The organism is Klebsiella sp. 141203 (assembly GCF_032601985.1).
Lineage (GTDB): Bacteria > Pseudomonadota > Gammaproteobacteria > Enterobacterales > Enterobacteriaceae > Klebsiella > Klebsiella aerogenes.
The window spans coordinates 624,408-648,760 of record NZ_JAQIRL010000002.1; the positions used below are offsets into that span (position 1 = coordinate 624,408).

At 54.4% G+C, this 24,353-nt stretch carries 30 protein-coding genes; 8 read left to right on the forward strand and 22 right to left on the reverse strand.

Annotation, left to right across the window (positions count from 1 at the left end; all coding sequences use genetic code 11):
- Positions 1-11 precede the first annotated feature (11 nt).
- A complete protein-coding gene (locus PGR29_RS10620; RefSeq protein ID WP_316424500.1) occupies positions 12-1,358 on the reverse strand; it encodes an amidohydrolase in 1,347 nt (448 codons plus the stop codon).
- A gap of 469 nt (positions 1,359-1,827) precedes the next feature.
- Positions 1,828-2,304, reverse strand: coding sequence for a GNAT family N-acetyltransferase (locus PGR29_RS10625; protein WP_087858093.1), 477 nt, complete (start codon positions 2,302-2,304; stop codon positions 1,828-1,830).
- Positions 2,305-2,396: 92 nt separating this feature from the next.
- Between PGR29_RS10625 and PGR29_RS10630 the strand changes: the two genes are divergently transcribed.
- Positions 2,397-3,332, forward strand: a complete 936-nt coding sequence (locus PGR29_RS10630) for a LysR family transcriptional regulator (RefSeq protein ID WP_087858092.1) — start codon at positions 2,397-2,399, stop codon at positions 3,330-3,332.
- Between the two features lie 2 nt (positions 3,333-3,334).
- On the opposite strand, the gene PGR29_RS10635 is transcribed toward PGR29_RS10630, so the two are convergent.
- A complete protein-coding gene (locus tag PGR29_RS10635) occupies positions 3,335-3,742 on the reverse strand; it encodes an MAPEG family protein (protein WP_316424501.1) in 408 nt (135 codons plus the stop codon).
- 100 nt (positions 3,743-3,842) lie between these two features.
- Here PGR29_RS10635 and PGR29_RS10640 point away from each other — a divergent pair, with 100 nt between their 5' ends.
- The gene (locus PGR29_RS10640; RefSeq protein WP_316424502.1) at positions 3,843-4,733 is read left to right on the forward strand and encodes a helix-turn-helix domain-containing protein; all 891 of its coding nucleotides are present in this window, start codon (positions 3,843-3,845) and stop codon (positions 4,731-4,733) included.
- Between the two features lie 278 nt (positions 4,734-5,011).
- Here PGR29_RS10640 and PGR29_RS10645 read toward each other — a convergent pair whose 3' ends face one another.
- A complete protein-coding gene (locus PGR29_RS10645; RefSeq protein ID WP_316424503.1) occupies positions 5,012-5,248 on the reverse strand; it encodes a hypothetical protein in 237 nt (78 codons plus the stop codon).
- 67 nt (positions 5,249-5,315) lie between these two features.
- Between PGR29_RS10645 and PGR29_RS10650 the strand changes: the two genes are divergently transcribed.
- Entirely contained in the window at positions 5,316-6,008 is a 693-nt protein-coding gene (locus PGR29_RS10650) for a hypothetical protein (RefSeq protein ID WP_316424504.1), read from the forward strand.
- Positions 6,009-6,403: 395 nt separating this feature from the next.
- Here PGR29_RS10650 and sra read toward each other — a convergent pair whose 3' ends face one another.
- From sra to fliF, 14 genes are all read right to left on the reverse strand, one after another.
- Positions 6,404-6,538: a stationary-phase-induced ribosome-associated protein gene (gene sra, locus PGR29_RS10655; RefSeq protein ID WP_072251507.1), complete on the reverse strand. Its 135-nt coding sequence runs from the start codon at positions 6,536-6,538 to the stop codon at positions 6,404-6,406.
- 261 nt (positions 6,539-6,799) lie between these two features.
- A complete protein-coding gene (gene fliR, locus PGR29_RS10660; RefSeq protein ID WP_045397375.1) occupies positions 6,800-7,582 on the reverse strand; it encodes a flagellar biosynthetic protein FliR in 783 nt (260 codons plus the stop codon).
- A 2-nt stretch (positions 7,583-7,584) separates the two neighbouring features.
- Positions 7,585-7,854 (reverse strand): flagellar biosynthesis protein FliQ, encoded by a 270-nt coding sequence (gene fliQ / locus PGR29_RS10665; protein ID WP_015367302.1) that lies wholly within the window; start codon positions 7,852-7,854, stop codon positions 7,585-7,587.
- Between the two features lie 17 nt (positions 7,855-7,871).
- Positions 7,872-8,633 (reverse strand): flagellar type III secretion system pore protein FliP, encoded by a 762-nt coding sequence (fliP, locus tag PGR29_RS10670; RefSeq protein ID WP_316424505.1) that lies wholly within the window; start codon positions 8,631-8,633, stop codon positions 7,872-7,874.
- Between the two features lie 2 nt (positions 8,634-8,635).
- Positions 8,636-9,028: a flagellar biosynthetic protein FliO gene (gene fliO / locus PGR29_RS10675; protein ID WP_047076268.1), complete on the reverse strand. Its 393-nt coding sequence runs from the start codon at positions 9,026-9,028 to the stop codon at positions 8,636-8,638.
- Complete coding sequence (gene fliN / locus PGR29_RS10680) at positions 9,028-9,444, reverse strand: flagellar motor switch protein FliN (protein WP_015367299.1); 417 nt, start codon at positions 9,442-9,444, stop codon at positions 9,028-9,030. The genes fliO and fliN overlap by 1 nt, the downstream gene beginning before the upstream one ends.
- Complete coding sequence (gene fliM, locus PGR29_RS10685) at positions 9,437-10,444, reverse strand: flagellar motor switch protein FliM (RefSeq protein ID WP_015367298.1); 1,008 nt, start codon at positions 10,442-10,444, stop codon at positions 9,437-9,439. Before fliM ends, fliN begins: the two co-directional genes overlap by 8 nt.
- A 5-nt stretch (positions 10,445-10,449) precedes the next feature.
- Positions 10,450-10,938, reverse strand: coding sequence for a flagellar basal body-associated protein FliL (fliL, locus tag PGR29_RS10690; protein ID WP_308958852.1), 489 nt, complete (start codon positions 10,936-10,938; stop codon positions 10,450-10,452).
- Between the two features lie 161 nt (positions 10,939-11,099).
- Positions 11,100-12,278 (reverse strand): flagellar hook-length control protein FliK, encoded by a 1,179-nt coding sequence (locus PGR29_RS10695; RefSeq protein WP_316424506.1) that lies wholly within the window; start codon positions 12,276-12,278, stop codon positions 11,100-11,102.
- Positions 12,275-12,721 carry a flagellar export protein FliJ gene (gene fliJ, locus PGR29_RS10700; RefSeq protein ID WP_015367295.1) on the reverse strand — a complete coding sequence of 149 codons (447 nt, stop codon included), beginning with the start codon at positions 12,719-12,721 and terminating at the stop codon, positions 12,275-12,277. Before fliJ ends, PGR29_RS10695 begins: the two co-directional genes overlap by 4 nt.
- Before the next feature lie 21 nt (positions 12,722-12,742).
- A complete protein-coding gene (gene fliI, locus PGR29_RS10705) occupies positions 12,743-14,104 on the reverse strand; it encodes a flagellar protein export ATPase FliI (RefSeq protein WP_213317037.1) in 1,362 nt (453 codons plus the stop codon).
- Positions 14,104-14,805: a flagellar assembly protein FliH gene (fliH, locus tag PGR29_RS10710; RefSeq protein WP_047065439.1), complete on the reverse strand. Its 702-nt coding sequence runs from the start codon at positions 14,803-14,805 to the stop codon at positions 14,104-14,106. The genes fliI and fliH overlap by 1 nt, the downstream gene beginning before the upstream one ends.
- Entirely contained in the window at positions 14,798-15,790 is a 993-nt protein-coding gene (gene fliG, locus PGR29_RS10715) for a flagellar motor switch protein FliG (RefSeq protein WP_087858080.1), read from the reverse strand. The genes fliH and fliG overlap by 8 nt, the downstream gene beginning before the upstream one ends.
- Complete coding sequence (fliF, locus tag PGR29_RS10720) at positions 15,787-17,463, reverse strand: flagellar basal-body MS-ring/collar protein FliF (RefSeq protein ID WP_271032310.1); 1,677 nt, start codon at positions 17,461-17,463, stop codon at positions 15,787-15,789. Before fliF ends, fliG begins: the two co-directional genes overlap by 4 nt.
- Positions 17,464-17,762: 299 nt before the next feature.
- On the opposite strand from fliF, the gene fliE reads away from it, so the two are divergent.
- The 3 genes from fliE (at position 17,763) to PGR29_RS10730 (ending at position 19,428) form a co-directional block, all read left to right on the forward strand.
- The gene (gene fliE / locus PGR29_RS10725; RefSeq protein WP_316424507.1) at positions 17,763-18,077 is read left to right on the forward strand and encodes a flagellar hook-basal body complex protein FliE; all 315 of its coding nucleotides are present in this window, start codon (positions 17,763-17,765) and stop codon (positions 18,075-18,077) included.
- A 263-nt stretch (positions 18,078-18,340) separates the two neighbouring features.
- On the forward strand, positions 18,341-18,454 hold the full coding sequence (locus tag PGR29_RS24925) for a YmiA family putative membrane protein (RefSeq protein WP_410477028.1): 114 nt from the start codon (positions 18,341-18,343) through the stop codon (positions 18,452-18,454).
- Between the two features lie 647 nt (positions 18,455-19,101).
- Complete coding sequence (locus PGR29_RS10730) at positions 19,102-19,428, forward strand: hypothetical protein (protein ID WP_289576837.1); 327 nt, start codon at positions 19,102-19,104, stop codon at positions 19,426-19,428.
- Here PGR29_RS10730 and PGR29_RS10735 read toward each other — a convergent pair whose 3' ends face one another.
- The 4 genes from PGR29_RS10735 to fliD all read right to left on the reverse strand — a co-directional run bounded on the left by PGR29_RS10735 (position 19,429) and on the right by fliD (position 22,742).
- Complete coding sequence (locus PGR29_RS10735; RefSeq protein WP_316424508.1) at positions 19,429-20,214, reverse strand: DUF4225 domain-containing protein; 786 nt, start codon at positions 20,212-20,214, stop codon at positions 19,429-19,431.
- A 282-nt stretch (positions 20,215-20,496) separates the two neighbouring features.
- The gene (fliT, locus tag PGR29_RS10740) at positions 20,497-20,904 is read right to left on the reverse strand and encodes a flagella biosynthesis regulatory protein FliT (RefSeq protein ID WP_045397410.1); all 408 of its coding nucleotides are present in this window, start codon (positions 20,902-20,904) and stop codon (positions 20,497-20,499) included.
- On the reverse strand, positions 20,904-21,314 hold the full coding sequence (fliS, locus tag PGR29_RS10745; protein ID WP_316424509.1) for a flagellar export chaperone FliS: 411 nt from the start codon (positions 21,312-21,314) through the stop codon (positions 20,904-20,906). Before fliS ends, fliT begins: the two co-directional genes overlap by 1 nt.
- Before the next feature lie 24 nt (positions 21,315-21,338).
- Positions 21,339-22,742 (reverse strand): flagellar filament capping protein FliD, encoded by a 1,404-nt coding sequence (gene fliD / locus PGR29_RS10750; RefSeq protein WP_316424510.1) that lies wholly within the window; start codon positions 22,740-22,742, stop codon positions 21,339-21,341.
- On the opposite strand from fliD, the gene PGR29_RS10755 reads away from it, so the two are divergent.
- On the forward strand, positions 22,736-22,981 hold the full coding sequence (locus tag PGR29_RS10755; RefSeq protein WP_015367282.1) for a hypothetical protein: 246 nt from the start codon (positions 22,736-22,738) through the stop codon (positions 22,979-22,981). The two genes, fliD and PGR29_RS10755, sit on opposite strands and share 7 nt — an antisense overlap.
- A 43-nt stretch (positions 22,982-23,024) precedes the next feature.
- A complete protein-coding gene (locus tag PGR29_RS10760; protein ID WP_267983592.1) occupies positions 23,025-24,287 on the forward strand; it encodes a FliC/FljB family flagellin in 1,263 nt (420 codons plus the stop codon).
- Positions 24,288-24,353: the final 66 nt, after the last annotated feature.

Here is a 24,353-nt window from a genome sequence, read left to right on the forward strand (position 1 = left end):
GTCCCCTGAACTCAGATTTTCTGCGGTATCGCGCTCTTACCGTCACGACCAATAATAATTCCGTCTTTCAATACCAGCTTGCGCGGCGGCGTGTATAACACCGCTGCCGGCACGTCGCTGGCTTCCAGCACCACCAGGTTGGCGGCGTTACCTTCCTTCAGATGTTCCAGCCCGTGGTTCGGCAGATTAATATGCTGGGCCGGAATACGCGTTATCATCTCGAAGGGGCGCATCAGCGGCGCATCTGCACGGTAATTGGCGCTGTAGGCGAACGTTTTCGCACGTTGTAGCTGATCGCCATCTCCCCAGGGGGACCACATATCCTGAATATTGTCGTTCGCCGCAGCGTAGAGAATTCCGGCATCTAATAGTGGTTCGATAGGCGGGAATGCGACATTGCCCGGAGCCGTGCCGATAACGCGGACGCCTAAGTCAGCCATGTCGGCCAGAACGGCGTTCAGTTCGCTTTCGGATATTTGTCCGAGTGAAAACGCGTGCGAGAGAGTGATTTTATCCTTCATCCCCAGCGCCTTGCCGCGAACAATAATCTCTTTGATGGAAGCCAGCCCCATCTGACCCGGCTCGTGCAAATGAATATCGATCGGCTTACCGGTCTTTTCCGCCAGGGCAAAGAGGACATCAAGGTGGCCTTTGCGGTTGTTATCAAAACCCTGCGGGTCGAGGCCGCCGATGTATTCCACGCCCATATCCAGCGCCTGAGCCATGTAATCCGCAACGCCTGGCGATTTAATAATCCCGGATTGCGGAAAAGCGACGAACTCCATGCTCATGTAGCCCTTAAAATCCTCACGAATGCGCATCAGCGCTTCAACATCGGACAGCTTAGTTAGCGGGTCGATGTCGATATGGCTACGCAGATGCGTCGTTCCCATTGCCGCCATCTGCCGTACAAGGTTGGAGCCATAAAGGTAGGGGTCATGTTTAAGCTCTACGCGCAGTTTGCGTTCGTTGGCCGCTCGTTCCGCTACGCTGGCGGTGGCGATATGGTGTAGACGCTCCGGCGCGCCGAAGCGCGTTTTGTCGAGGTGGACGTGGGTATCAATGAAAGAGGGTAACAGCAGACAACCCGTGCAATCTATCGATTGCGCATTCGCGGCGGATAAGGCGTGGCCCGTACGGGCTATTTTGCCTTCGGCAATCAGGACATCCGTTGGCGCGCTTGCCGTTCCAATAACGATGTTCTTTAGCAAAATCGGCGACGCTGACGCAGGCAGCTTCGGCTTATTGTCGGCCGCCTGCGCTGGCGCATTTTGCGCAAACGCACGTCCACTCGCTACGGCCATTAGCGCGCTGCTGGCAATGGCGCTGCCGATAAGCGATCTCCGGGATATCATCATCTTAATTGATTCCTTATTTTATTATTGCCCTGAACGCGGAAAATAACCCGCTCACTGAATAGCACAGGTATTTGTGTATGCGTCAGTAGTATCCATCCGTCAAATGTGTGATCTGTTTTTGTGAGGCGAGAGGGCTAAAACAGCATAGTAACAATGGGTTACTAACTTCCCGTGGAGGAAATGTTCTTTTTAGCCGCAGGAGAGGGGAGAAAAGCGATCTATGCGAAGGTACGGTAACGCCTGTTGTACATGGTATTGTAAGTATCCCGGCAAAACGAACCATGCGCTGATAGAATTCTTCCGGGATACTAATTATGTCGGCAGTTAACCGTCATGGCTTTGGTTTGATATCTCCAGGCAGAGTAAAGTCCCCACTGCGATCTACGTAGCTCAGCCATGCCGCCATCTGGTTCGAGCACTCCAGACACATCATCTTGCAAACGTAAGCCCCTGATGGGGAAATACGGCTTTACTCTGCAAATTTCAACAGCGCTTCGCCATCGAGGCGATAGCGGACCCATTCGCTTTGCGCCGCGGCGCCAATACTGAGGTAAAAATCAATGGCCGGCTGGTTCCAGTCCAGCACGCTCCACTCAAGGCGTCCGCAGCGGCGCGCAACCGCATACCGGGCAATGGTTTTTAGCAGCGCTCGACCCGCGCCCTGGCCGCGATAATCCGGTGAGATATACAAATCTTCCATATAAATACCGTTGCGTCCGAGCCAGGTTGAATAGCTGGTGAAGAACACGGCATAGCCCGCCGTTTTACCGTCAATTTCGCAGATCAGCGCTTCGGTCTTACTGTCGTCGCCAAACAGGGTTTCGCGGATCTCTTCGGGGGTGGTAACCACTTCCTGTGGAGCTTTTTCATACACCGCCAGCTCATAAATCATGTTGTAGATGGCAGAAGCGTCATCCGCACGGGCCTGTCTAATCGTAATACTCATCATTTTTCCTGTCGTTTTCACACGTTAACGATATTGATGACGCTAAGCATAGGGGGTATTGTCAGAAGAATTAAGTGCAATGAAATCACCCAATGATGAATATTATGCATCCGGCGCTCAGACGCCTCGATCTCAATCTGTTGCTCGTTTTTGATGCCATCTATCGCCACAGTTCCGTTCGTCTCGCCGCCGATGAGCTGGCGATGAGTACCTCCGCGTTGAGTCACGCGCTGTCACGGCTGCGCGTGGCTCTGAACGATCCGTTGTTTTTTCGCGAAGGGCATCGGATGTGCCCGAGCGTCTATGCCACTCAGCTCGCGCCCTCCATCGCTTCAGTATTGAAATTACTTAATCAGGAACTCACGCGACAGCCGGAATTTAGTGCCGCCGACAGCACAGAGCGGATCCAGATAGCCATTACCGATTTCACCGCGTTATGCATTTTCCCTGCGCTGATGCAAAAGCTGCAGCATGAAGCGCCGGGCCTGCGTTTTGAGCTCCGTTATTTGCCACATAGCCCGGCACTGACGGAGCTGCTGGCGGGGGAGGTGGATCTGGCGCTGGGCTTCAGCACCGCTGAAGATATCCGGCATCATGAACTGGACGAAATTGACTGGTTTGAGGATGAGTATGTGGTTATTAGCAATACCCGTCGCACGGCGCTGACGCTGGCGGATTATCTCGCCGCGCGGCATCTGGTGGTCACGCCGTGGAACGAAAAGCAGGGGGTGTTGGATTTACGTTTGCAGGAATTAGGCTATACGCGGCAAATAGCGCTCAAAACTCCCTCAATGCTCAGCGCGCCGTTTATTGTGGCGCAAAGCGATCTGTTAATGGCGATTCCTCGTTATGCCGCAGAGAAGTTCCTTCATGCCGCCCCGATCGCGATTTTTCCTTTGCCGTTCACCATAAGCCCGTTCACCGTGAAGATCTATTCCCATAAACGCGGCGGGCAGCGAGGAGCAACCAAATGGCTGAAGACGGCGCTACAAAGCCTGGCATTGGCAGCGGATGCCGGGAGTTTTTAACCTCAAAAAACCGAACTTAAAATAACTATCGCAATAGTAACCGTCGCGACAAAACCGCTCTGAAAGGCGAGAGTCCGGATAACGGGGATCCCGGCGGTATACGCAATATAATGGACGATGCGCGCGAGCAAAAATATTGAAGCCGCAATTAACGTTATGGCGTTATTGACGTTAAGCAACGCGGCGACCACCACCAGTGGGGCAAAAATAACCAGGTTTTCTACCGCGTTGGCATGCGCCTTTTGCGCACGCTGCACCCAGGGCGCTGGACCGGTTGATAGCGAATGAGCACTCCCCGCTGCGGACGCGGCGTTAGCACGCGTGGCTCTGGCAATAATATAGGGGATCCACATCATAACCGTTAGCAGGCAAATTAACGTAAGGATAATCAGTTCGGGGTTATTTTTCATGGCAATAGGCTCTGGTGATTAATAACGATAGAGGAAAGTCTATGGCTAAGGTTAAAATAGAACCATATGCAAAAATGACAATTTTAATACCATTAACGACATGAAGATAAATATTCTGACTCTGGATGGCGTGTTCGATACCGGCTTAGCGACGTTGCTGGATACGTTCGCTGCGGCTAATGATATGGCGCGACGCCAGAGCATGAATATTTCTCGCTTCGAGGTACAGATGATTGCCGTGGCCGGGCAGGTTAAATCAGCCCATGGACTGAGTATTCCTGCCCATCAGGCATCGGGTTTGGATTCTCCTGACTGGATTGTGGTACCGGCGCTCAACGTTCACGCACGACAATCGCCACCGGATGGCTGGCACGATATTGCTGACGCTAAGCGGTTTTTGCAAAACATGGCGAAGAACGGCGTTAAAATTGCCGCGGCCTGTTTAAATACCTTCATCCTGGCTGATCGCCGTTTGCTCAATGAACAGGCCGCCACAACGTCATGGCTCAATGCGGCGCCGCCAATCCTTCCCGGCGCTATGATGGGTCATGTGGAGCTGGCGCTGTGGCTGATTCGCCAGAGTAGCCCGCCGCTTGCGGATTTGTTGACAACAGCGATGGCGGGGGATAGCCGCCATCCTCAGGTTTCCCGCTCGCCGGCGGGTTATCCTCAGCATGCCGATGCCCTGATAAACCGCTTTGAGCACTGGTCGCGGGCGCATCTGGCGCAGGGATTTTCCCTGCAGGCGGCTGCCGGCGCGCTTAACGTGCATCCGCGCACCTTACAGCGCAGAATGGAAGCCGCGCTGGGTAAATCACCGTTGGCTTTTTTTCAGCAATTGCGGGTCGAACGAATAAAGCAGCTGCTTGCCGAGGGGAAAGATATAGAGTCGATTACCGCTGACGTGGGTTATTCGGAGGTGTCAACGCTGCTTGCGCTGCTGCGACGTCAGACTGGAAAAGGAATTCGGGCGTTGCGTCGTGCTGTGTGATTTTATTTATAAGTCAGGGTAAGATGCGGTAAGTTATTATTCTGAGCAGGCTGCCAGTGAATGCGACCAAAAGTAAGATCATCATTTAATAGCACCTTTATTACTTTTCCTTGAGGCTATAACTATTTTAATAACACCATAAATGATTATTGTAAATATACTGCATAGAAACCAAAATTCTGGAATTGCAAAATAATAAAATGTAAAAAGAGAAATGATAATAACATAAACTTTAAGGTCGTTAAGTATTTCTTTAAAAAAAGAAGATAAACAGGACATTACATCACCTTTTTAACCTTTAAAGATACCACGCTGCTGATAATAATAGCACCTATGAATGATAATATAACCAAAAAGATAAACCATGAATTAAATGAATTGATAAAAACTGATTTTTCCATAAAGTTGATAACTTCATCAGCCTTTAATAGACGAAACGCTAATTCAAACATCAGGGTAACCAAGATGATAAATGATAGGATGAAAGAAAAAATAATAAAAATCCATTTCTTCATAATTCATTCCTCATGATATGGTGCTAATTACATTTCGTGTTTTTATCATGAAAAGGGAATTCAGGCAATGTCTATATCTTCGATGGTCAAATTTAGAATGGAAACCGACAGGGATGCTGCTATAGCACTCTACCGTGCTGTAAGAGGTGTTCAACAGAATAGTATCAGTGTCCTGGAAGATGTTCGATCTGGTTTAGAGAGGGCTACATGGTACAGTACATGTCTTTTGGATGAGTATAAGTCCATATGCTCGGAATTATCAGAAGAGGATATCCGTTTCATAAAATGTATTTACGAGATATATAAAAGAAAAAATATCATTGCAGATATGATGAGAATGTATATTGAGGAAGAACTTAAATATTTAAAAGTGAGTGAGATAAAATATCTTGATATCAGTCTTGCAAAAGGTCTATCAAGTTATCGAAGTGGATTGCTAACAAGGGGCGCAATTGCAAATGCTTTATCTATCATCATTGTTAACTCATTTAATTTCAAAAATGATGTCATGATGCAACTTAACCGATCCAGTTTTGTGGTAGTGACAGCCGCATCTCTTTATGGAAAGGTTCAGACGGCAGCGATTTCTGCAAGAAAACTCAGAGATATATCGCCTCAGTTATATTTGGCACTCTACAACAATAATATGGAAATGCTTTATTTTCTTGTCAGCGATAAAATTGATAGAGCATTGATAAATGCAATAGGGCTTCGCGGAGAAGAGCGCATTCTTTCCGTAATGAAAAGCTTAGCGTATTAATCGTCATTGAATAAGTTTGAGTTACGTAGGGCGGAAAATATTCACAGCATCTACCCGCGGTACTTTTTTGTCGGGTGGCGGCTAACGCCTTACCCGACCTACGGAACTACTGGTGCTGGTGATCTCAAAATCCCCCGCTGGTGCTGCCGCTTACCGGGGCTACTGCGCTTTGCGATTTGGTAGCCCGGAGAAGGCGCAACGCGCCGCGTCCGGGAAAAACCATTAAAAAAGTTGCACACTGATAACAGTGCGGACTGCCTTTAATTTATTCACCATGCTGGCTGAAACTGCCGGTGTGGGTGGCCTCAAAATCCCCGGTGGCGCGAGCGCTTACCGGGGCTACGGCACTGTGCAATTTGGAATTATGTTGCGCAAAGATCAATTGCCAGTCAGGATTATTTCTTTTTCTTCACCACTTTCCATTTTCCGCCAGCGGCGGTGTCGGCCAGCACGATTTTAAATCGGTTACTTTCCCAGTGGGGCAGGCCTAATACACGCCGCGCTATACGGTTACCTTTCGCCTTAATCATGATGTCGCTCCTTATTTTATTAAAGATGCACTAAACCCACGCATAAAAATATTCTGCGTTTCCCAAGGTTTTAATTTTCTAAAAAATAAAATTCACTAACAATTAAATTCAGGCTTTATTGTAGGGTGGCTATTTTTTAATTCAAGCCGCTATGAACATTCGGACCTTAGTAGCAATAAAAACGTTTTTCCAGGCTTTTATCCCAGTAAACGTTTTTTATTGCCATTTTGTCCGGCGAAAAAGAGGGAAATAACGGCAGGGTTAAAACGTCATACCGCCGATAACGGCCGCCAGGCGATCGAACATCTCGCCAAACAGGTGTTCGCAGAAGGGGGCCAGCATCGGCATCATCATGCCGAGGGTCATAATGCCAAAGGTCATGGTCACCGGGAAACCGATCACGAATACCGATAGCTGCGGCGTCATGCGGTTGAGCAGACCCAAAGCGATATTGAGCGTGAGCAACAGACAAATCAGCGGTAACGCCAGCATCATGCCGTTGATAAAGATTAACGAACCCAGTTGGGCGAGCGCCAGGAAACCGTTGCCGTTTAGCGGCTGGCTCTGGATCGGCAGGGTATGGAAGCTGTCGGCCAGCAGCGAGATAAGCCACAGGTGGCCGTCAAAGCTTAAAAACAGCAGCATTGCCAGCAGGTTCAGCAGCCGCGCTAGCACCGGCATATTGGGGCCGCCGCTGGGGTCGAAGAAGGTGGCGAACGATAGCCCCATCTGCATGCCGATGACTTCGCCGGCGAGCCGTACCGCGGCGAAAGCCAGCTGCATCGTCAACCCCAGCGCCGCGCCGATCAGGATCTGCTGAATCGCCAGCCATAAACCGGCAGCAGAGATAATGGGGATCGCGTTGACGGGCAGCGTTGGGGCGATCAGTATCGCAATCAGGCCGCCGAGGCCGATTTTCACCTTTTTGCTTATCTGCTTTTCACTCAGCACCGGCGCGGTGCTGATGAGGGCCAGAATACGCAGCAGCGGCCAGAAATACTGGCTGAGCCATTCGCTAAGCTGGGCGCTGTCAAAGGGGATCACGGCTAGCCAATAATATTAGGCAGGTTGCTGAATAACGTGCGCATATAGTCCAGCAGCAGGTTCAGCATCCACGGCCCGGCGATAATAATCGTCGCCACTACCGCGAGAATTTTGGGGATGAACGACAGGGTCATCTCGTTAATCTGGGTGGCGGCCTGCAGCAGGCTGACCACCAGCCCGCTGATTAGCGCCGCCAGCAGCAGCGGGGCGGCCAGCGCCAGGGCGACCTTCATCGCTTCGGTGCCAATGGCCATCACGGATTCTGGCGTCATGATTGTTCTCCGGCGGTTCAGGAATAGAAGCTCTGCGCCAGCGAGCCCAGCAGCAGCTGCCAGCCATCCACCAGCACAAAAAGCATTAGCTTAAACGGCAGCGAGATCGTCGCCGGCGGCACCATCATCATCCCCAGCGCCATCAGCACGCTGGCGACCACTAAATCGATAATCAGGAACGGAATAAACACCGTAAAACCAATCTGGAAAGCGGTTTGCAGTTCGCTGGTGACGTAGGCGGGCAGCAGAATACGCATCGGTACCGCCTCCGGCCCGGCCAGCGGCGGCTGGTTGGCCAGACGAGCGTACAGTGCCAGATCGCTTTCGCGGGTCTGGCGCAGCATAAATTCGCGTAGCGGCTGCGCGCCTTTATCCAGCGCTGCGTCGAGACCAATTTTATCCTGACTAAAGGGCAGGTAGGCGTTCTCATAGACCTTGTCGAACACCGGCGACATGATAAAGAAGGTCAGGAACAGCGCCAGCCCGAGCATTACCTGGTTCGGCGGCGCGGAGGGGGTACCCAGCGCATTGCGCAGCAGGCCCAGTACGATGATGATGCGGGTAAAACTGGTCATCATCAGCAGCATCGCCGGTAGGAAGGTCAGCGAGGTCAGCAGCACCAGCGTCTGCACCGGCAGCGACCAGCTCTGGCCGCCGTTGGCCAGCGGCTGACTGATAAGCCCCGGAAGCTGTGCGAAGGCGGCAGGACTCAGCAGCAGTAACGCGGCGGCGAGCCACGGCGCCCGACGGCGAAGGCAAGCGAACAAAGTAGGGAACATGGCTATTTTTCCGGGCGGTTGAGGACGTTTTGCATCAGCTGGCGGAAGTCGTTCGCAGGCCTTGCCCCTGCGGTATCTTCATCGCGCGGCGGGGCCGGAAATTGATGAAGCGGGGTGATCTGCTGGGCGGTAACGCCCAGCACCAGCAGGGTATTATCGACTTCCACTACCACCACGCGTTCGCGCTGGCCAACCTGGCAGCTGGCGCGCAGGTTAAGCAGCCGGCTGTCGCGCGCCTGCGGCGCAAAGCCGAGGCGGCGGAACAGCCAACCGGCCAGCAGGATCAGGAGCAGAATCGCGCCGAGCGCGCTACTCACCTGCATGAGCGCCGAGCCGCCGGATATTGCCGGTTCGGTAACCGGTTGGCTGGCCTGCACGGTAACGGGGGCGGTCATTAGCGGCTCAACCGACGCATACGTTCGGACGGGGTAATGATATCGGTAATACGCACGCCGAATTTATCGGCCACCACTACCACTTCGCCCTGGGCTATCAGATAGCCGTTGATCAGGATATCCAGCGGTTCGCCCGCCAGGCCATCCAGCGCGACAACCGATCCCTGCGACAGGCGCAGCAGCTCTTTGATAGTCATTTTGGTGCGCCCCAGTTCAACGGTCAGCTTCACCGGAATATCGAGGATCAGATCGATATCCTGCAGGCTGCCGAGCGCATCCTGGGCCTCCAGCGATTTGAACACCCCATCGGTGGTGGCGCTGGATTTTTCAGACGACTGCTGTTCATTAAGCGCATCAGCCCACAGATCGTCTACGGATTCCTTTCCTGCGCCAGACGGTTGCTTAGGATCACTCATTGGGCTGTTCCTCACTCAGAGCATTCAAAATAGGGTTAATCAAGTGTTCAACACGAAGGGCGTACTGCCCGTTTAAGGTGCCATATTGGCTGGTCAGCACCGGCACGCCGTCGACATGGGCGATAATGCGATCCGGTTTATCTATCGGTAAAACGTCGCCAGGCTGCAGCTTAAGTATTTTCGATAAGCGCATCGGGATATCGACGAAGTTGGCAATCAGCTCCAGCTCAGAGTGCTGCACCTGCTTGACCAACGTTTCGCGCCATTGGCTATCTTCCTGGCGGGAATTCTCCAGCGGCGGATTGGTCAGCAGTTCACGCAGCGGTTCAATCATGGCGAAAGGAATACAGATATTGAATTCGCCGCTTAGCGCGCCAATCTCCACCTGGAACGGCGTGGTCACCACGATATCGTTCGGCGAGGTGGTGATGTTGGTGAATTTGACCTGCATTTCCGCACGCACGTATTCGACGTCAATCTTATAGATTGCGCTCCACGCGTCGCCGTAGGCGTCCAGCGCCAGGCGCAGCATGCGTTTGATGACCCGCTGTTCGGTGGGCGTGAATTCGCGGCCTTCGACCTTGGTCGGAAAACGCCCGTCGCCGCCGAACAGGTTATCGACGGCGATAAATACCAGGCTCGGCGCGAAGACGAACAGCGCCGTGCCGCGCAGCGGGTTCAGGTGTACCAGATTAAGATTGGTCGGCACCGGCAGGTTGCGGGCAAACTCGTGGTACGGCTGAATTTTAATCGGCCCGACGGTGATGTCCGGACTGCGGCGCAGCAGGTTGAACAATCCCATGCGGAACTGCCGGGCAAAACGTTCGTTGATAATTTCCAGCGCCTGCAGGCGTTCACGCACCACGCGGCGCTGGGTATTCGGATCGTAAGGCTTAACCTCGCTCTCTTTACCGCCGACAACCGTCTCGGGCTCGTCGCCCGTGTTGTCGCCGTTGAGCAAGGCGTCGATCTCTGCCTGTGAAAGAATGCTATCGCCCATGGTGATTACCGCAGTATGAAGGCGGTGAACAGCACATCGCTGACCACCTGCTTCGGTTGTCCCTTAACCAGCGGCGCGCTCAGCGTCTCTTTGATCTGCGCGACCAGCTGCTGCTTGCCTTGTTCATTGGCCAGATGACCGGCCTCCTGACGCGAGAGCAGCATCAGCAGGCGGCTGCGCACCTCCGGCAGAAAATCATTAAGCTGACGGCGGGTTGCCTCATCCGGCAGGCGCAGCGTCAGGCCGATATACAGTACGCGGTCCGGATCGTTGTCCGGGGTCACCAGATTGACGGTGAAGGTATCGAGCGGCATAAATACCGGCGGCGCGGGCGGTTTTTCCTTTTCGATGGCGGTTTGCGCGCCGCTGTCGCGCTGTTGCAGCAGCCACCAGCTGTAGCCTGCGGCTGCGCAGGCGGCCACGGCGACGATCGTCAGCAGGATGATCAGTAAGGGGCGTTTGGGCGCGGTTGCCGGAAGGGAGTTTTGAGACATAGCCAAATCAAATTCCTGTTGTTCCGCCCGCCGCGTTGCTGACGGGCATCACGCGCGGCGGCGCCGCACGTATGACATATAAAGGTATTATCGCGGCTAATGCGCGAGGCAATAGCCGGAATAAACGGGCAAATGGGGGCCAGATTGGCCGTTTAGCGTCCTCAGGCGAAAATATCGACGCCGTTGAGCTGGTTGGCCATTCGCTGCAGGGCTGCCGGGGCGCTGACTGGCTCAATCGGCGCGGCATCGCTGCCGCCGCCATGGCGTTCAGCGTAGCTGGCGCGGCCTTCACCATTACCGTTTTGCTGCTGCCATTGCGGCGTTGCCTCGCCGCCAACGCTGCTCTGACCGAGGTTGATTCCGCTTTCCGCCAGCGCGTGACGTAGCTGCGGCATCGCCGCCTCGACCGCCGCGCGTACCTGACCGTGTGCGGAAGCGATATGCAGTTGCGCCTGTTTATCGTCGAGCTGTAGGGTGATCTGCAGCGCGCCCAGCTCCTGCGGATGCAGGCGCAGTTCGGCGCTCTGCTGGCCGTTGCGATGGAACATCAGCACCTGCTGGCTCAGCGCCTGCTGCCATTCCGGGCTGCCGAGCTGGGCATTAAGCTGCGGTGTCGGCGGCGCGGTCACCAGCGCATTGGCGGGCGTGGCGCTTTGGCTGGGGCTGGCGGCGGCGAAAGCGACGGCGGCTGGCTGCGCTGGAGTATTCTCCGCCGGGCGTTCGGCCATATCGTGCTGCGGCGTGGTCGCGGCCTGCGCGACAGGGGAAGGCAGATTTTGTCCGCTAAGGGGATCCGTGCCCGGCTGCAATTTCGCCGCCGGCTCGCCTGGCGGCAGATTCCCGATATCCTGAGTAGTCGCGTTGCCGATACGGAGCGCGGCTTTATCGCCGGTAAGCGCAGGTTGTTGATCCTGCGGTAGCGCGGTCTGCGGCGGCTGAGCGACGATTGTCGCCGGCAGCATGGCGTACAGCGCCTGCAGCGTCGCCGGATCTACGGTTTTCGCCTCGCTGAGCGGCGGCGTATCCGGGTCGGCATCCTCTTTTTTCACTGTCGCGTCGACGGCGTTTTCCGCCGATGCCGGTTGCGCATTGACCAGCAGCGCGCCGCGTTCGCCGAGCGCGGCCAGCAGTTGGTTAAGCTGGTTACGGCTTAGCGGCGGGGCGCTTTCATCGTCGACGCTCAGCGCAGCGGGCGGCAGCGTGCCGCTTGGCGCGGGCGTGAAGCGCGCGCCAAGCAGTTGCGCGAAGGCCGACGACAGCTGAACGTCATCGAGCGCCAGATCCGGCAGGGCGCTAGCGTCGCCGTGCAGGCTAAGGGCGGGCAAAGCATTGAGATTCATGAAGCGGTATTCCTTTGTGTACTGCGTTGCGCGAACTCATCCATCAATTTTTGATTACGTTTGTTTTCCAACTGCAGCTCGGCGTTTTGCGCGCGCGTGTGCAGGGTATCGTAGGCGTTCAGCCGCTGCTGATGGTCCTGCCACTGCTTCACGGCGTGATCCACCTTTTGCCCCCACTGCAGCAGCTGCTGGCGCTGTTGTTCGATGGCCTGTTCGAGGGTGGCGATAAACTGCTGGTAGTTCTGCCAGCGGGAGCTTTCCATGCCGCCGGAAAGGGTGCTGTTGAGCTTCTGCCGGTACTCGTCCTGATAGTTAAGCAGCATCGTCAGCTGTTGCTCGGCGGCCTGTTGCGCCTGACGCGCCTGACCCAGGCGCTGCGCCGCCTGTTCAACGGCCTCCTGGGCCAGATTGCGCAGGGTAATCAAAGGGGACTGTGCTTTCATCGCGTGGCGTCTCCGATGGCGTTATACAATCAACTGCTGTAGCTGCTGGCAGGCTTCGTCATAACCGCAGCGCTCGAAAATTCCCTGCTGCAGGTAGGTCTCCATTTGCGGATACAGGGTAATGGCTTTATCCAGCAGCGGGTCGCTACCGGCGGCATAGGCGCCGACGCTTATCAAATCGCGGTTGCGCTGGAAGCTGGCCAGCATCTGTTTAAAGGTGCGTACCCGGCGATAATGTTCGTCATCGATAAGCGACGTCATCGCGCGGCTGATCGAGGCTTCAATATCGATGGCCGGGTAGTGACCGGCCTCCGCCAGACGTCGGGACAGCACCACGTGACCATCGAGGATCGCGCGTGCCGAATCGGCGATCGGATCCTGCTGATCGTCCCCTTCGGTGAGTACGGTATAGAAGGCGGTGATCGAACCGCCGCCGCTGATACCGTTGCCCGCGCGTTCAACCAGCGCCGGCAGTTTGGCGAATACCGAGGGCGGATAGCCTTTGGTAGCCGGCGGTTCGCCGATCGCCAGCGCGATTTCGCGCTGCGCCATCGCATAACGGGTGAGCGAATCCATGATCAGCAGCACGTGCTGGCCGCGATCGCGAAAATCTTCGGCAATGCGGGTGGCGTAAGCGGCGCCCTGCATGCGCAGCAGCGGCGATACATCTGCCGGGGCGGCGATCACCACCGAACGCGCGCGGCCTTCGGCGCCAAGAATATTCTCGATAAAGTCTTTGACTTCCCGGCCGCGTTCGCCGATCAGGCCGACGACGATAACGTCGGCCTGGGTGTAGCGGGCCATCATGCCCAGCAGTACGCTTTTACCGACGCCGGAGCCGGCGAACAGTCCCATACGTTGGCCGCGTCCAACGGTCAGCAGGCCGTTGATGGTGCGCACGCCGACGTCCAGCACCTGCTCGATAGGGGTACGCTGCAGCGGGTTAAACGGCGCGGTAATCAGCGGCGCGCGATAGCCGGTTTCCGGCGCGGGCAGGCCGTCAAGCGGCCTGGCGCCGCCGTCGAGCACGCGTCCCAGCAGCGCCGGGCCCAATGGCAGTTGTTTACCGGCGTGCTGGCCGTCCGCCGCACTGCGGGCGTAAACCCGCGCTCCCGGCACAATCCCTTCGACCTCTTCCAGCGGCATCAGATACAGCCGCTGATCGTTAAAGCCGACCACTTCGCTCTCCACTTCCTGCACACCGTCGCCGCCGTCGCGTTCGATAAGGCAGGTCGCGCCGAGCGGCAGCTGCAGGCCGGTGGCTTCCAGCACCAGGCCGGTGGCGCGGGTCAGCCGACCGTAGCGTCGCACGGTCGGCGTTCGGGCGATACGCTGTTCCAGCGCTTCAAGCGAATTCAGCCAGCGGCCGAGACGGGCGGTCATCACAGCGCTCCCGGCGCAGCGAGGCGACACAATTCATGCCAGCGGGTGGCGAGACTGGCGTCGAGATCGCCCTCTTCGGCGCTGACCTTACAGCCGCCGGGGTGTAGATCGCCGTCCGCCAGCAGCCGCCAGCCGTGCAGGCTGAGAGTGGTGCCTAACTGCTGCTCAACGCGCTCATAATCTTGCGGGTGTACGCGCAGCTGCGGCTTGCCGTTGAACATAGGCTCTTGCTGGATCAACTGTTGAATTTGCGTCAGCAGGGCGGTGCCGTCGCAGACCGGAGGCTGGCCAAGCACCTGTTTCGCGGCGGTCAGCGCCAGCTGCATCAGGCGTGAGGCGATGACCGAATCGAGCGCGTCAAGGGTGTGCTGAAACTCGCTCACCAGCTGCTGCCAGTGGTCGGTCAGCGGCTGTTGCTGCTGCTGTGCTTCCAGCAGCCCCTGCTGGCGCCCCTCCTCAAGCCCCTGCTGAAATCCGGCTTCATAGCCTTTTTGCTGGCCATCGGCATAGCCGGATTGCTGACCTTGCTGCTCGGCCTGTAGGCGCAGGGCGGCAAGCTGCTGCTGCAGTTCCGCCTGAGCGTCAGGCTGCAAGGCTTCGTTATCCAACGTCGGTAGCGGCGGTTCGAAAGCTGGCGCCGCGTCGCCAAGGTCGTTGAGCGACCAGGGCTGCCAGGGCATGGAATTAATGCGATCAGACATAGGTGTCCTCGCCGCCGCCAATGATCATTTCGCCGCTCTCCGCCAGCCGTCTTACCACCAGCAGAATCGCTTTCTGTTCGTTTTCCACCTGCGACATGCGCACCGGCCCGCGGTTGGCGAGATCGTCGCGCAGAATATCGGCCGCGCGCTGGGACATGTTTTTGAGGAACTTCTCGCGCAGCGGCTGCTCGGCGCCCTTCAGGGCAATCAGCAGCGATTCGCTGTCCACGTCCTGCAGCAGGCGCTGGATACTGCGATCGTCGACCTCCACCAGGTTTTCGAACAGGAACATCTCGTCGATGATCTTCTGCGCCAGCTCGCCATCGTATTCGCGCATCGCGTCGATAACGGCTTCTTCCTGCTGGGTTTTCATCAGGTTGATAATCTCGGCGGCGGTACGCACTCCGCCCATTTTGCTGCGCTTGAGGTTCTGGCCGTCGAGCAGGTTGTTGAGCACTTCGGTCAACTCCGCCAGCGCCGCTGGTTGTACGCCGCCGAAGGTGGCGATACGCAGCATCACGTCGTTGCGCAGGCGCTCATCGAACTGCGCCAGAATATCCGCCGCCTGGCCGCGCTTGAGGTGTACCAGGATGGTGGCGATGATCTGCGGGTGTTCATCGCGGATCAGATCGGCGGCGCTCTGCGGCTCCATAAAGTTGAGTGTTTCCATCCCGGAGGTGGTTTCACGGGATTCGAGGATATCCTCCAGCAGGCTGGCGGCGCGCTCTTCGCCCAGCGCTTTCACCAGCACCGATCGCAGGTAGTCGCTGGCGTTGACGCTCAGGGCGGCGAACTGTTCGGCATCGTCTTCAAATTCAGACAGGATCTCGCCGAGCTGTTTATGCGAGACCTGGCTCATGCCGGCCATGGTGCCGCTCAAAAGCTGGACTTCGCGGGAGGAGAGGTGCTTGAGCACCTCCGCCGCGCGGTCTTCCCCCAGCGTCATCAGTAAAATGGCGCTTTTATCGGTTCCGGTCAGGCTCATAGTTCGTTACTCATCCATTGGCGGATTACCAGAGCGACGACCCGCGGATCTTTATCCGCCAGTTCGCGGATGCGTTGGCTCTGGACTTCTGCGCTGACGCGCTGCTGCGATTTACGACGCAGCGCCAGCTCCTCATTGCTTGGTTTATGGCTGTCGTTTGCTTTAGCGACCGGCGCGCTGGCGGCGGCGACCGCAGCTTGCTGTGCGGCCTGACGCTGCTGCAGCTGTGGCTTAATCAGCTTGCGCCACAATACCCAGCCGACCAGCAGCACCAGAAGGTAACGTCCCAGCTCGAGCAGCAAATCGATAAACGCCTGGCTCTGCCAGAATGGCAGCTCGCCGCCGGTCATCTGATTGTCGGTAAACGGCGTATTGACCACCTGCAGGCTATCGCCGCGGGTGCTTGAGTAGCCCATCGCTTCGCGCACCAGCGCTTCAATCTGCGCCAGTTGTTCCTTACTCATCGGCTGCGCTTTGCCGTCGGCGTTGAGGCTATAGTTCACCACCACGGCGACCGACAGACGTTCCACCGTCCCGGCTTTTTGTTGGGTATGGCGGATCGTGCGATCGAGTTCGTAGTTGGTGGTGGCGTCGCGTCGGGTGCTTAACGGGCCGCTGTTGGCCGCGGCGCTACGGGTGTTGGTCGCGTTGTTGGCGTTATTGGCCGCCGGTTTAGCGGTTTCAATCGGCGCGGTGGCCGGCGCGCTCGGCTGGTTGGATAACGCCCCAGGGACGCCGCCCACCTGCGGCCCGCCGATTTGCTCGTTGCTGCTGGTTTGCTGCGAACGGATCGCCGCTTTCTCGGGCTGCTGGTTCGGCTGATACTGTTCGTCGGTCTGCTCGCGAGAGGCGAAATCGATCTGTGCGGTCACCTGAGCGCGAACGTTGGCGCTGCCGACCACCGGCGCCAGGATGGTTTCAATGCGTCGCTGATAGCCGTTTTCCACTTCGTTGGCATATTTCAGCTGCGAGGCGTTGAGGTCGCGTCCGGTGCCGTCGGACTGCGTCAGCAGGCGTCCGGCCTGATCGACCACGGTGACGTTGCCCGCCGGCAGGCCGGCGACGCTACTCGATACCATATAGACGATAGCGTTGATTTGGCCATCATCCAGCGCACGACCCGGCTGCAGCGTCAGGGTGACAGAGGCGGAAGGGGATTTTTGCTCGCGGACGAACAGCGAGGGTTTCGGCAGCGCCAGGTGCACACGCGCATTCTGCACCGGCCCCAGCGACTCGATAGTGCGTGAGAGTTCGCCTTCGAGAGCGCGCTGATAGTTAATCTGTTCGCTGAACTGGCTGATGCCGAATTTTTCCTGATCCAGCAGTTCGAAGCCAACGGCGCCGCCCTTCGGCAGCCCCTGCTGCGCCAGGCGCAGGCGGGTTTCATGCACTTTCTCCGCCGGGATCATCAGCGCCGCGCCGTTTTCGGCGAAGCGGTAGGGGATGTTCATCTGCGTCAGCTGGGTGACGATAGCGCCGCCGTCGCGATCGTTCAGATTGCTGTACAGCACGCGATAATCCGGGCTTTTCGCCCACAGCAGCAGCGCGACGATAATGGCGATAGCGGCGGAGGCGGCGACCAGCAGCGGTATTTTTGGATTGGCGCGCAGACGGCTCCAGATGGCCTGCAGGCCGTTGTCGCGGCTTTCGCCGGCGGATAACGAGGCACTCATGGTTGGCGGTATCCTTCGCTGGCGTTCAGGCGGCGACGCGCGCTGGCGTGCTGACGAACGGTATGGATAGCGTTATGTGACAAAACAGACTCCCTGATACACATCTTTTCTCAATAGCGGCGCTCCCATTTCTGGGCAGGCCATTATTCGTCTTATCAGATGATTCTGATTGCCCGATAAGCCGGGTTTTTTGCAGCTAATTAACCGCTTTAAGTAAAAATCGCTGTGTTAGGGTGTGCAGCATTGGAGAAGTACAGGGTGAAATAGCGCCTGGCGATCACGATAGTATTGAGGAAAAGATGGCGATTCAGGGTATTGAAGGCGTACTGCAACAGATGCAGGCGATGGCGATTCAGGCGGGAAATAACGGGCAGAATAGCGTACTGCAGGGAGTCAGTTTTGCCAGTGAACTCACCGCCGCGCTGGGTAAAATCAGCGATACCCAGCAGGCTGCGCGTCAACAGGCGCAGAACTTCGAGCTGGGCGTGCCGGGCATCAGCCTGAATGATGTGATGGTCGATTTACAGAAATCTTCAGTTTCATTGCAGATGGGTGTGCAGGTGCGCAATAAGCTGGTGGCGGCCTATCAGGACATCATGAATATGCCGGTTTAGTCATAAAATCTCGACGCTACTTCTTCCTGCAAACCGCTATGCTTAACGCTGGCGGTTTTGTCTATTTACGGCGACAACGACAAAAATTGCTCGCCTCTGCATTGATTTTAATCCATCAACCGGTGAATGAATGAGACTGAAATATCACTACAATTGATAGGGGATACAGATCAATAGCGGCTCATCGATCGATACAAACGATCTGACTACTACCACTACAAACTGTATGGTCTTGCCAAAATAATTCTAATTTGGAATAGCAGATGTCCGAAAAAGTAGACCATCAATTGCGGCGTAAGGTATGGATAGGGATTTTTCTCGGTTTATTGGTCTTTTGGGGAACGATTGCGACGATTGTGGCCTTCGCGTTGGCTTAACAAGGACAACTTACACCATTATTAAATATCGGCTCTTCAGCCAGAAGAGAGGGTATCTTTGTTTTAGCAGTGTAAGGCGAAAATTTAAATTTGGATGGCAATTCACTATCGTTTCTCGGCCCGGTGGCAAATAATCTGCGCAAATTTTGCTCCGCGGAGGCGTTATGCTGTGGCTTCAGACCGTTGTATTTTTTGTCGTTTTAGCTTTTGTTGCGATAGCGATGTTTCATGAAACCTGGCGACAGGATAGCGAGTAATCGCCGCTTTTACTCTTCTTGATATACCCCCTCCTTACCAACAACTAAACTTAGATCGTGTCTAACAATCGTCTGGAGGTTGTTGTGAATAGATTCCACGATGAATACGACGAGCGGGAGCTGTACCATATGGTCTGCCGTTGGGAGGATGAAGGCGGGGCGCTAGCGTGACGTTTTTCCTTTAAACTGACAGCATTCTGGCGGTTCGGGCGTGAAACCGTTGTAGGGTATGAACGCGCGCTTGACCCCTGGCAACTTCAGGGGCAATATTCCACGGACTGTGGTAACCCCGGCAGTGGCATTACATCTGAGCATTTGGCTGAGCAACACAATGGGTATCTTCAGTCGGAAATATTGGAAAAATATATAACCAGCATGGAGGAGCCGGGCGTGGGAAAGCAGCTAACAGAAGATGATCTTCGTGAACATGGCTTCACCGAAAAAGAGATTGCGCGCCTGCGTGAAATCCTGGCGCGGCAAGAAAGCCAAAACAAAAGCTATTTTGATTTAATCGATGAACTTCGCAAAAGACTTTGGGCTGGAGTCTTAGGTTTTTTTATTGTTTTTATAGTGCTCATTCATTGGTGTTATAATTATGAGTCAATTAATCATTTTGCCTATTTTTTCATTTTATTATTCGGTTTCTCGGTAGTTTACAAACTAACTCCGTTTCCAATGGCGCTCAAAGCATACAAATTGTATCTAAAAATAAGATAGTCATTTATCTTTAACTTCATACATCGTGTTACCTATCTGTATCCCTTTTACCGTTGAGGATATCCCTTTTAACACCATGGCTGGCTTACTCATGGCTGTTACTTTTCGGTAAAAATCTGGGCCAGTGAAATAAAACAAGCGCCACGCTTCTGGTTTTAAGGTAAGTTTGGCAAGGCCATAAAAAGAGGTTGAAAGATCGACTACCTGATATGAAAGCTTTCCCAACTCTCTACTAAACCCTAAAAATTGAGATGCATCTTCATAATATTTTTCTGCAAAATTAACACCATCTAACTTTTCAGCCATTGTGCCAAAGCCATGAAACATCAATGTTGCACCAGCAATAACGCCAATAACGTTTCCTGTCATTAATGAGCTAGCCGTTATTCCAAAACCTCCGATAACCTGCATACCGCCAAGAACAACACCGATTCCGTCGATGATGTAGCCGATGACTTTTTCGTTTTCCCGGTAGAACCGCGCGGAGGCAGTGAGCATGGCTTCACCGGTTCGCAACATTCTGTCCTGAATAAGCAGATTTTCCCGCTCTTGCCTGATTGCCTGAATGCACTGCTGGCACTGCTTATCATCACTGCTATGACGGATAATGTTAATCTGTGAAAGGGCAAATCTTTTAACGCTGTCCTGAAACCTGACTCGGGTTAGGGGATCATGAAGGTGATAAGCAGAAACCGCCAGCGCGGTATTCATTAATCCGTTAGTTTCAGCTTGCGCCATGGCCATAAAATAATTGGAAAAACGCGTTTTCCCGAAGAATACATCCATGTTTTATCCCGTGAGTAATATCATATTAATCCGGTCAAGATAACACAGTATATTTTACAGGCATATTTCCTTAAGCCCGTGAGTGGCTTATTTTAGCTGGTGCGATGTTTGGAATATTTAATTGATGAATGTATGAAGCGTAAATGAAATAATAGATTATATATTATTGCTTATTAGCCCTGTAAAATCCGCCGATGGCTTACCAGGCAACACTCTGCATTGCCCTGGTGAGACCCATCATGCGCTTCCTGGCCGGAATATCTGGCTGTGAGGCTGTTGTTGTTATTGTAATTCTTCGCTTTTGCTCTTGATGGCGACCACATTATCGGACTGCAGTTCGCCAAGCAGGAGCGAGCGATCGTCGAACTGGCCGTAAGCGTTGTTGACCGCGTTCTGGCGGGTGGATTGATCGATCAGCGTTTTTAATTGTTCCATCCGCTGTTGCAATAGCCCTTTCAGTACTCCCTCATTGTCGATAATCTGCTTCAACTTAGCGTTGAGCATCTCTTGCAGAGCCAGCGATGGCCCCGCTTTGCCGGTAAATTCGGCGGTTTTCTCGACCGCCGTCACGTAGGCAAACTGCATTTCCACCAGCGCTTCCCATTGCCCGGCGCGCGCCAGGGCAATCATCTGACTGCTCAGGGTATGGATCTGCTGATAGGCGGCTAAAAGCTGCTGTTGGCGTTCCATCACAATGTACCCTGAGCAGGTTGATAGTTTGGCCCAATTTGCCGCCAGGCATCGGCGATATTCTCCAGCAGCTTGACCACTTCGACGATCGCCGCTTCGTCATTATGCAGGTTGGCCTGCATCAGGCGCCGCTTCATATAATCGTACAGCGCCGCCAGATTATCGGCGATTTTGCCACCTTGCTGGTGGTCGAGGCCGCTTTTCAACCCGTTGTCGATGATGTTGATAGCCTTCGACAGCGCCAGGCCTTTACCGGCGATATCACCCTGATTCATCAGGATGCGTGCGCGAAGCAGGGCGTTAAGCGCCCCGTCGAACAACATTACGATTAACTGGTGCGGACTGGCGCTCATCGCGCTGCTTTCCAGACTGACCTGTGCGTAGGCTTGCGTGCCGCTACGGTTATACATGCTGTTTCATTACCTGATTAAGGGTTACTGGGACGAGAACTGCTGTTGTAAGTAGTTACCCGTGCTGCTCAGCTTGGACATCATGGTATCCAACTGAACAAACTGTTGTTTATAGCGATCGATAGTGTTCTGGATGCTATCGGAAACGGTGTCGATCTGGATATTCAGGCGATCGAGATTGGTGTTGATGCTTTTGGTCGAGTTCTCGATGATGCCGCCCGCTTTAATATAGTTCTGGATTTCATTATGGATTTCGGTGGCCATCCCGGTGTCTTTACCGTTGCCGGCGAAGAAGTTGGCGACCTGATCCGGTTTCTCGTCGAGCGCTTTATTGAGTTTCGTGCTGTCGACTTCAAGCTTGCCGGTTTTGGGATTGGTTGAGATCCCGAGGTTACCAAGGCCTTTCAGCTCCGGGTTGTCCTGAGCGGCGCTGAGCGCGCTTTTAATCGAGGACTGAATGCCGCGCAGGGTGTTATCGCCCAGCAGCGCGCCGTTCTTGGCGCTTTGCGCTTCACCGCTTTTCACCGGGGTGTATTTGGTCAGCGAGCCGAAGGTGTCGAGCAGCGAATTGTAGTTATCGACCCACTCTTTGATTTTGTCGGCGGTGCCGCTCTTATCAATGCCGATCACCAGGTTTTGCGGTTCGCCGGCTTTGGTGGTGGTTTTCAGGTCAATGGTGACGCCCTGCAGCGCATCGGCAATCGAGTTGGTGCTGCGCTTAATTTTGGTGCCGTTGACGACGATCTCCGCATCCTGCCCGGCGACGGTTTGCTTCATCGCGCCGCTTTTGCTGCTGCTGTCATAGTTGAGGATGGCGCCGAGTTTATCGTCGTTATTCACCTGCACCGACACGGTGTTTTTCTCGCCGGTGGTGGTGGAGCTCAGCGCCAGCTGATAGTCATTGTCGCCGACGCGCATAATGCTGGCGGTGACGCCGGCTTTAGCGCCGTTAATGGCATCGCGCATCTCCAGCAGCGAGGTCTGGTCGTCGCTCAGCGGAATCGTGGTCTGTTTTGGCGGGTCGCCGGCGGTGATCGTAATGGAGCGGTCGCTGTTGCCGGCGGTTCCTAGTTTCTCTTGTTGGTCGGTAATTGTCGCCTGGGTGGTCAGGGTTTGCGGCTGCGCCAGCTTCTGCACTTCAACGCTATAGTTGCCCGGCACCGCCTTATTGGTGGTGGTGATGGTGAACTGGTCGTGCTTGGTGGCGGTGGTGCTGTTGAAAAACTCCGGCTTAGCCAGCTCCTTGCTCAGGTTATCGAATTTTTCCAGCGAGCTTTTTAACGTGCCGTAAGCCGTTAGCTGCGCGTTATAGCTGGTTTGCTGAGTGGTATACGGCGTCAGGCGCTGTTGTTCCGCCTTGCTGAGTTTGTCCAGTAAACCGTTGAGGTCGAGTCCTGAGCCGATGCCTAAGGAACTGATCGATGCCATTGGTGTTTCTCCTTACTAATGACGTTATTCGCTTATTGCGTTATCGGCCCAGTGGAGAAAAAGTTTACCGAAAAAGTGAAAAAGGCGATGGCGTAATAGAAGAGGGAAAAAGCGCGTTATTTTCGCCATTGGCGGAGGGGCAAAAATTTTTCAAAAAATGGCTAAAGGTTGCAGAGGATACGTCGATACCAGAAGGGACGGTGGTTGACGCCGTGGGCAAGCAAGCCCGAACCTTTTAACCACGTTGCACAGAACGCAACTGACTCGTAAGGAATGCATATAATGGCACAAGTAATTAATACCAACAGCCTGTCGCTGATGGCGCAAAACAACCTGAACAAATCCCAGTCTTCCCTGGGCACGGCGATTGAGCGTCTGTCTTCCGGTCTGCGCATCAACAGCGCCAAGGACGATGCCGCGGGTCAGGCGATCTCCAACCGTTTCACCGCTAACATCAAAGGCCTGACTCAGGCTTCCCGTAACGCTAACGACGGTATCTCCCTGGCGCAGACCACCGAAGGCGCGCTGAACGAAGTCAACGATAACCTGCAGAACATCCGTCGTCTGACCGTACAGGCGCAGAACGGCTCTAACTCTTCCAGCGACCTGCAGTCCATCCAGGACGAAATCACCCAGCGTCTGTCTGAAATTGACCGAATTTCTCAGCAAACCGATTTCAACGGTGTGAAGGTACTGAGTAGCAATCAGAAGCTGACCATTCAGGTCGGTGCTAATGATAATGAAACAATTGATATCGACCTGAAAGATATCAATAAAAGTACTCTAAATTTAGATACTTTCTCTGTTGCATTCGGCGTCAATAAAGGTGATGTCGGTAAAACTGCTGTTGCTGCAAATGATTCCATTCAACTGGATAAAACAGTAACAATCGCTGCCGGGCAAAAAGCAAATTCTAAAGACGTTACTGGTTATGTTAAAGATGATAAGGGTGATATTTATGCTCGTACTGGCGCTACAGAGTATTACAAAGTAGATAGTATTGACAAAGATGGAACAGCAACTTTTGCAGCGACATCGGCAACACCATCTGGTGCGACTAAAGCAGTAACCGAAGGTAAGATTTCTGTTAAGGCAACCGATAATGCAGATAAAGATTTAGCCAATACTTTCGCATATACGGGTACAGAAAAAGGTGCTCCTAAATATGTGATTAAAGATACTAGTGGCGCAACTGATCGTTACTACGCCGCAACTTTTGATGCAGATGGTAAAGTGGTTCGTGGTAATGAACTCAATTCAACTCCGGCCACTAAAGATCCGCTGGAAGCATTAGACAAAGCGCTGTCCCAGGTTGACCAACTGCGCTCCTCCCTGGGTGCGGTACAGAACCGTTTCGATTCTGTTATCAACAACCTGAACAGCACCGTTAACAACCTGTCCGCTTCCCAGTCCCGTATTCAGGATGCTGACTACGCGACCGAAGTGTCCAACATGAGCCGCGCGAACATCCTGCAGCAGGCGGGTACCTCCGTGCTGGCGCAGGCTAACCAGTCGACTCAGAACGTCCTGTCTCTGCTGCGTTAATCGCACGCCTGATTACTGTCGCATCGCAACCCCGCTTCGGCGGGGTTTTTGCTTTATGCCATAGCC

Excerpts from the sequence above, each read along its gene's own strand:
- PGR29_RS10640 (WP_316424502.1), top strand. The coding sequence starts at position 3,843 with ATGAAGATAAATATTCTGACTCTGGATGGCGTGTTCGATACCGGCTTA.
- PGR29_RS10625 (WP_087858093.1), bottom strand. The coding sequence starts at position 2,304 with ATGAGTATTACGATTAGACAGGCCCGTGCGGATGACGCTTCTGCCATC.
- PGR29_RS24925 (WP_410477028.1), top strand. The coding sequence starts at position 18,341 with ATGTCCGAAAAAGTAGACCATCAATTGCGGCGTAAGGTATGGATAGGG.
- PGR29_RS10760 (WP_267983592.1), top strand. The coding sequence starts at position 23,025 with ATGGCACAAGTAATTAATACCAACAGCCTGTCGCTGATGGCGCAAAAC.
- fliN (WP_015367299.1), bottom strand. The coding sequence starts at position 9,444 with ATGAGTGATCCTAAGCAACCGTCTGGCGCAGGAAAGGAATCCGTAGAC.
- PGR29_RS10620 (WP_316424500.1), bottom strand. The coding sequence starts at position 1,358 with ATGATGATATCCCGGAGATCGCTTATCGGCAGCGCCATTGCCAGCAGC.
- fliF (WP_271032310.1), bottom strand. The coding sequence starts at position 17,463 with ATGAGTGCCTCGTTATCCGCCGGCGAAAGCCGCGACAACGGCCTGCAG.
- PGR29_RS10645 (WP_316424503.1), bottom strand. The coding sequence starts at position 5,248 with ATGAAGAAATGGATTTTTATTATTTTTTCTTTCATCCTATCATTTATC.
- fliO (WP_047076268.1), bottom strand. The coding sequence starts at position 9,028 with ATGACCGCCCCCGTTACCGTGCAGGCCAGCCAACCGGTTACCGAACCG.
- PGR29_RS10735 (WP_316424508.1), bottom strand. The coding sequence starts at position 20,214 with ATGGATGTATTCTTCGGGAAAACGCGTTTTTCCAATTATTTTATGGCC.
- fliI (WP_213317037.1), bottom strand. The coding sequence starts at position 14,104 with ATGACCGCCCGTCTCGGCCGCTGGCTGAATTCGCTTGAAGCGCTGGAA.
- fliD (WP_316424510.1), bottom strand. The coding sequence starts at position 22,742 with ATGGCATCGATCAGTTCCTTAGGCATCGGCTCAGGACTCGACCTCAAC.
- fliS (WP_316424509.1), bottom strand. The coding sequence starts at position 21,314 with ATGTATAACCGTAGCGGCACGCAAGCCTACGCACAGGTCAGTCTGGAA.
- PGR29_RS10635 (WP_316424501.1), bottom strand. The coding sequence starts at position 3,742 with ATGAAAAATAACCCCGAACTGATTATCCTTACGTTAATTTGCCTGCTA.
- fliP (WP_316424505.1), bottom strand. The coding sequence starts at position 8,633 with ATGTTCCCTACTTTGTTCGCTTGCCTTCGCCGTCGGGCGCCGTGGCTC.
- fliG (WP_087858080.1), bottom strand. The coding sequence starts at position 15,790 with ATGAGCCTGACCGGAACCGATAAAAGCGCCATTTTACTGATGACGCTG.
- fliH (WP_047065439.1), bottom strand. The coding sequence starts at position 14,805 with ATGTCTGATCGCATTAATTCCATGCCCTGGCAGCCCTGGTCGCTCAAC.
- PGR29_RS10650 (WP_316424504.1), top strand. The coding sequence starts at position 5,316 with ATGTCTATATCTTCGATGGTCAAATTTAGAATGGAAACCGACAGGGAT.
- fliJ (WP_015367295.1), bottom strand. The coding sequence starts at position 12,721 with ATGAAAGCACAGTCCCCTTTGATTACCCTGCGCAATCTGGCCCAGGAG.
- PGR29_RS10755 (WP_015367282.1), top strand. The coding sequence starts at position 22,736 with ATGCCATTGGTGTTTCTCCTTACTAATGACGTTATTCGCTTATTGCGT.
- fliQ (WP_015367302.1), bottom strand. The coding sequence starts at position 7,854 with ATGACGCCAGAATCCGTGATGGCCATTGGCACCGAAGCGATGAAGGTC.
- PGR29_RS10695 (WP_316424506.1), bottom strand. The coding sequence starts at position 12,278 with ATGAATCTCAATGCTTTGCCCGCCCTTAGCCTGCACGGCGACGCTAGC.
- fliE (WP_316424507.1), top strand. The coding sequence starts at position 17,763 with ATGGCGATTCAGGGTATTGAAGGCGTACTGCAACAGATGCAGGCGATG.
- PGR29_RS10630 (WP_087858092.1), top strand. The coding sequence starts at position 2,397 with ATGATGAATATTATGCATCCGGCGCTCAGACGCCTCGATCTCAATCTG.
- fliT (WP_045397410.1), bottom strand. The coding sequence starts at position 20,904 with ATGGAACGCCAACAGCAGCTTTTAGCCGCCTATCAGCAGATCCATACC.
- fliM (WP_015367298.1), bottom strand. The coding sequence starts at position 10,444 with ATGGGCGATAGCATTCTTTCACAGGCAGAGATCGACGCCTTGCTCAAC.
- fliL (WP_308958852.1), bottom strand. The coding sequence starts at position 10,938 with ATGTCTCAAAACTCCCTTCCGGCAACCGCGCCCAAACGCCCCTTACTG.
- sra (WP_072251507.1), bottom strand. The coding sequence starts at position 6,538 with ATGATTAAGGCGAAAGGTAACCGTATAGCGCGGCGTGTATTAGGCCTG.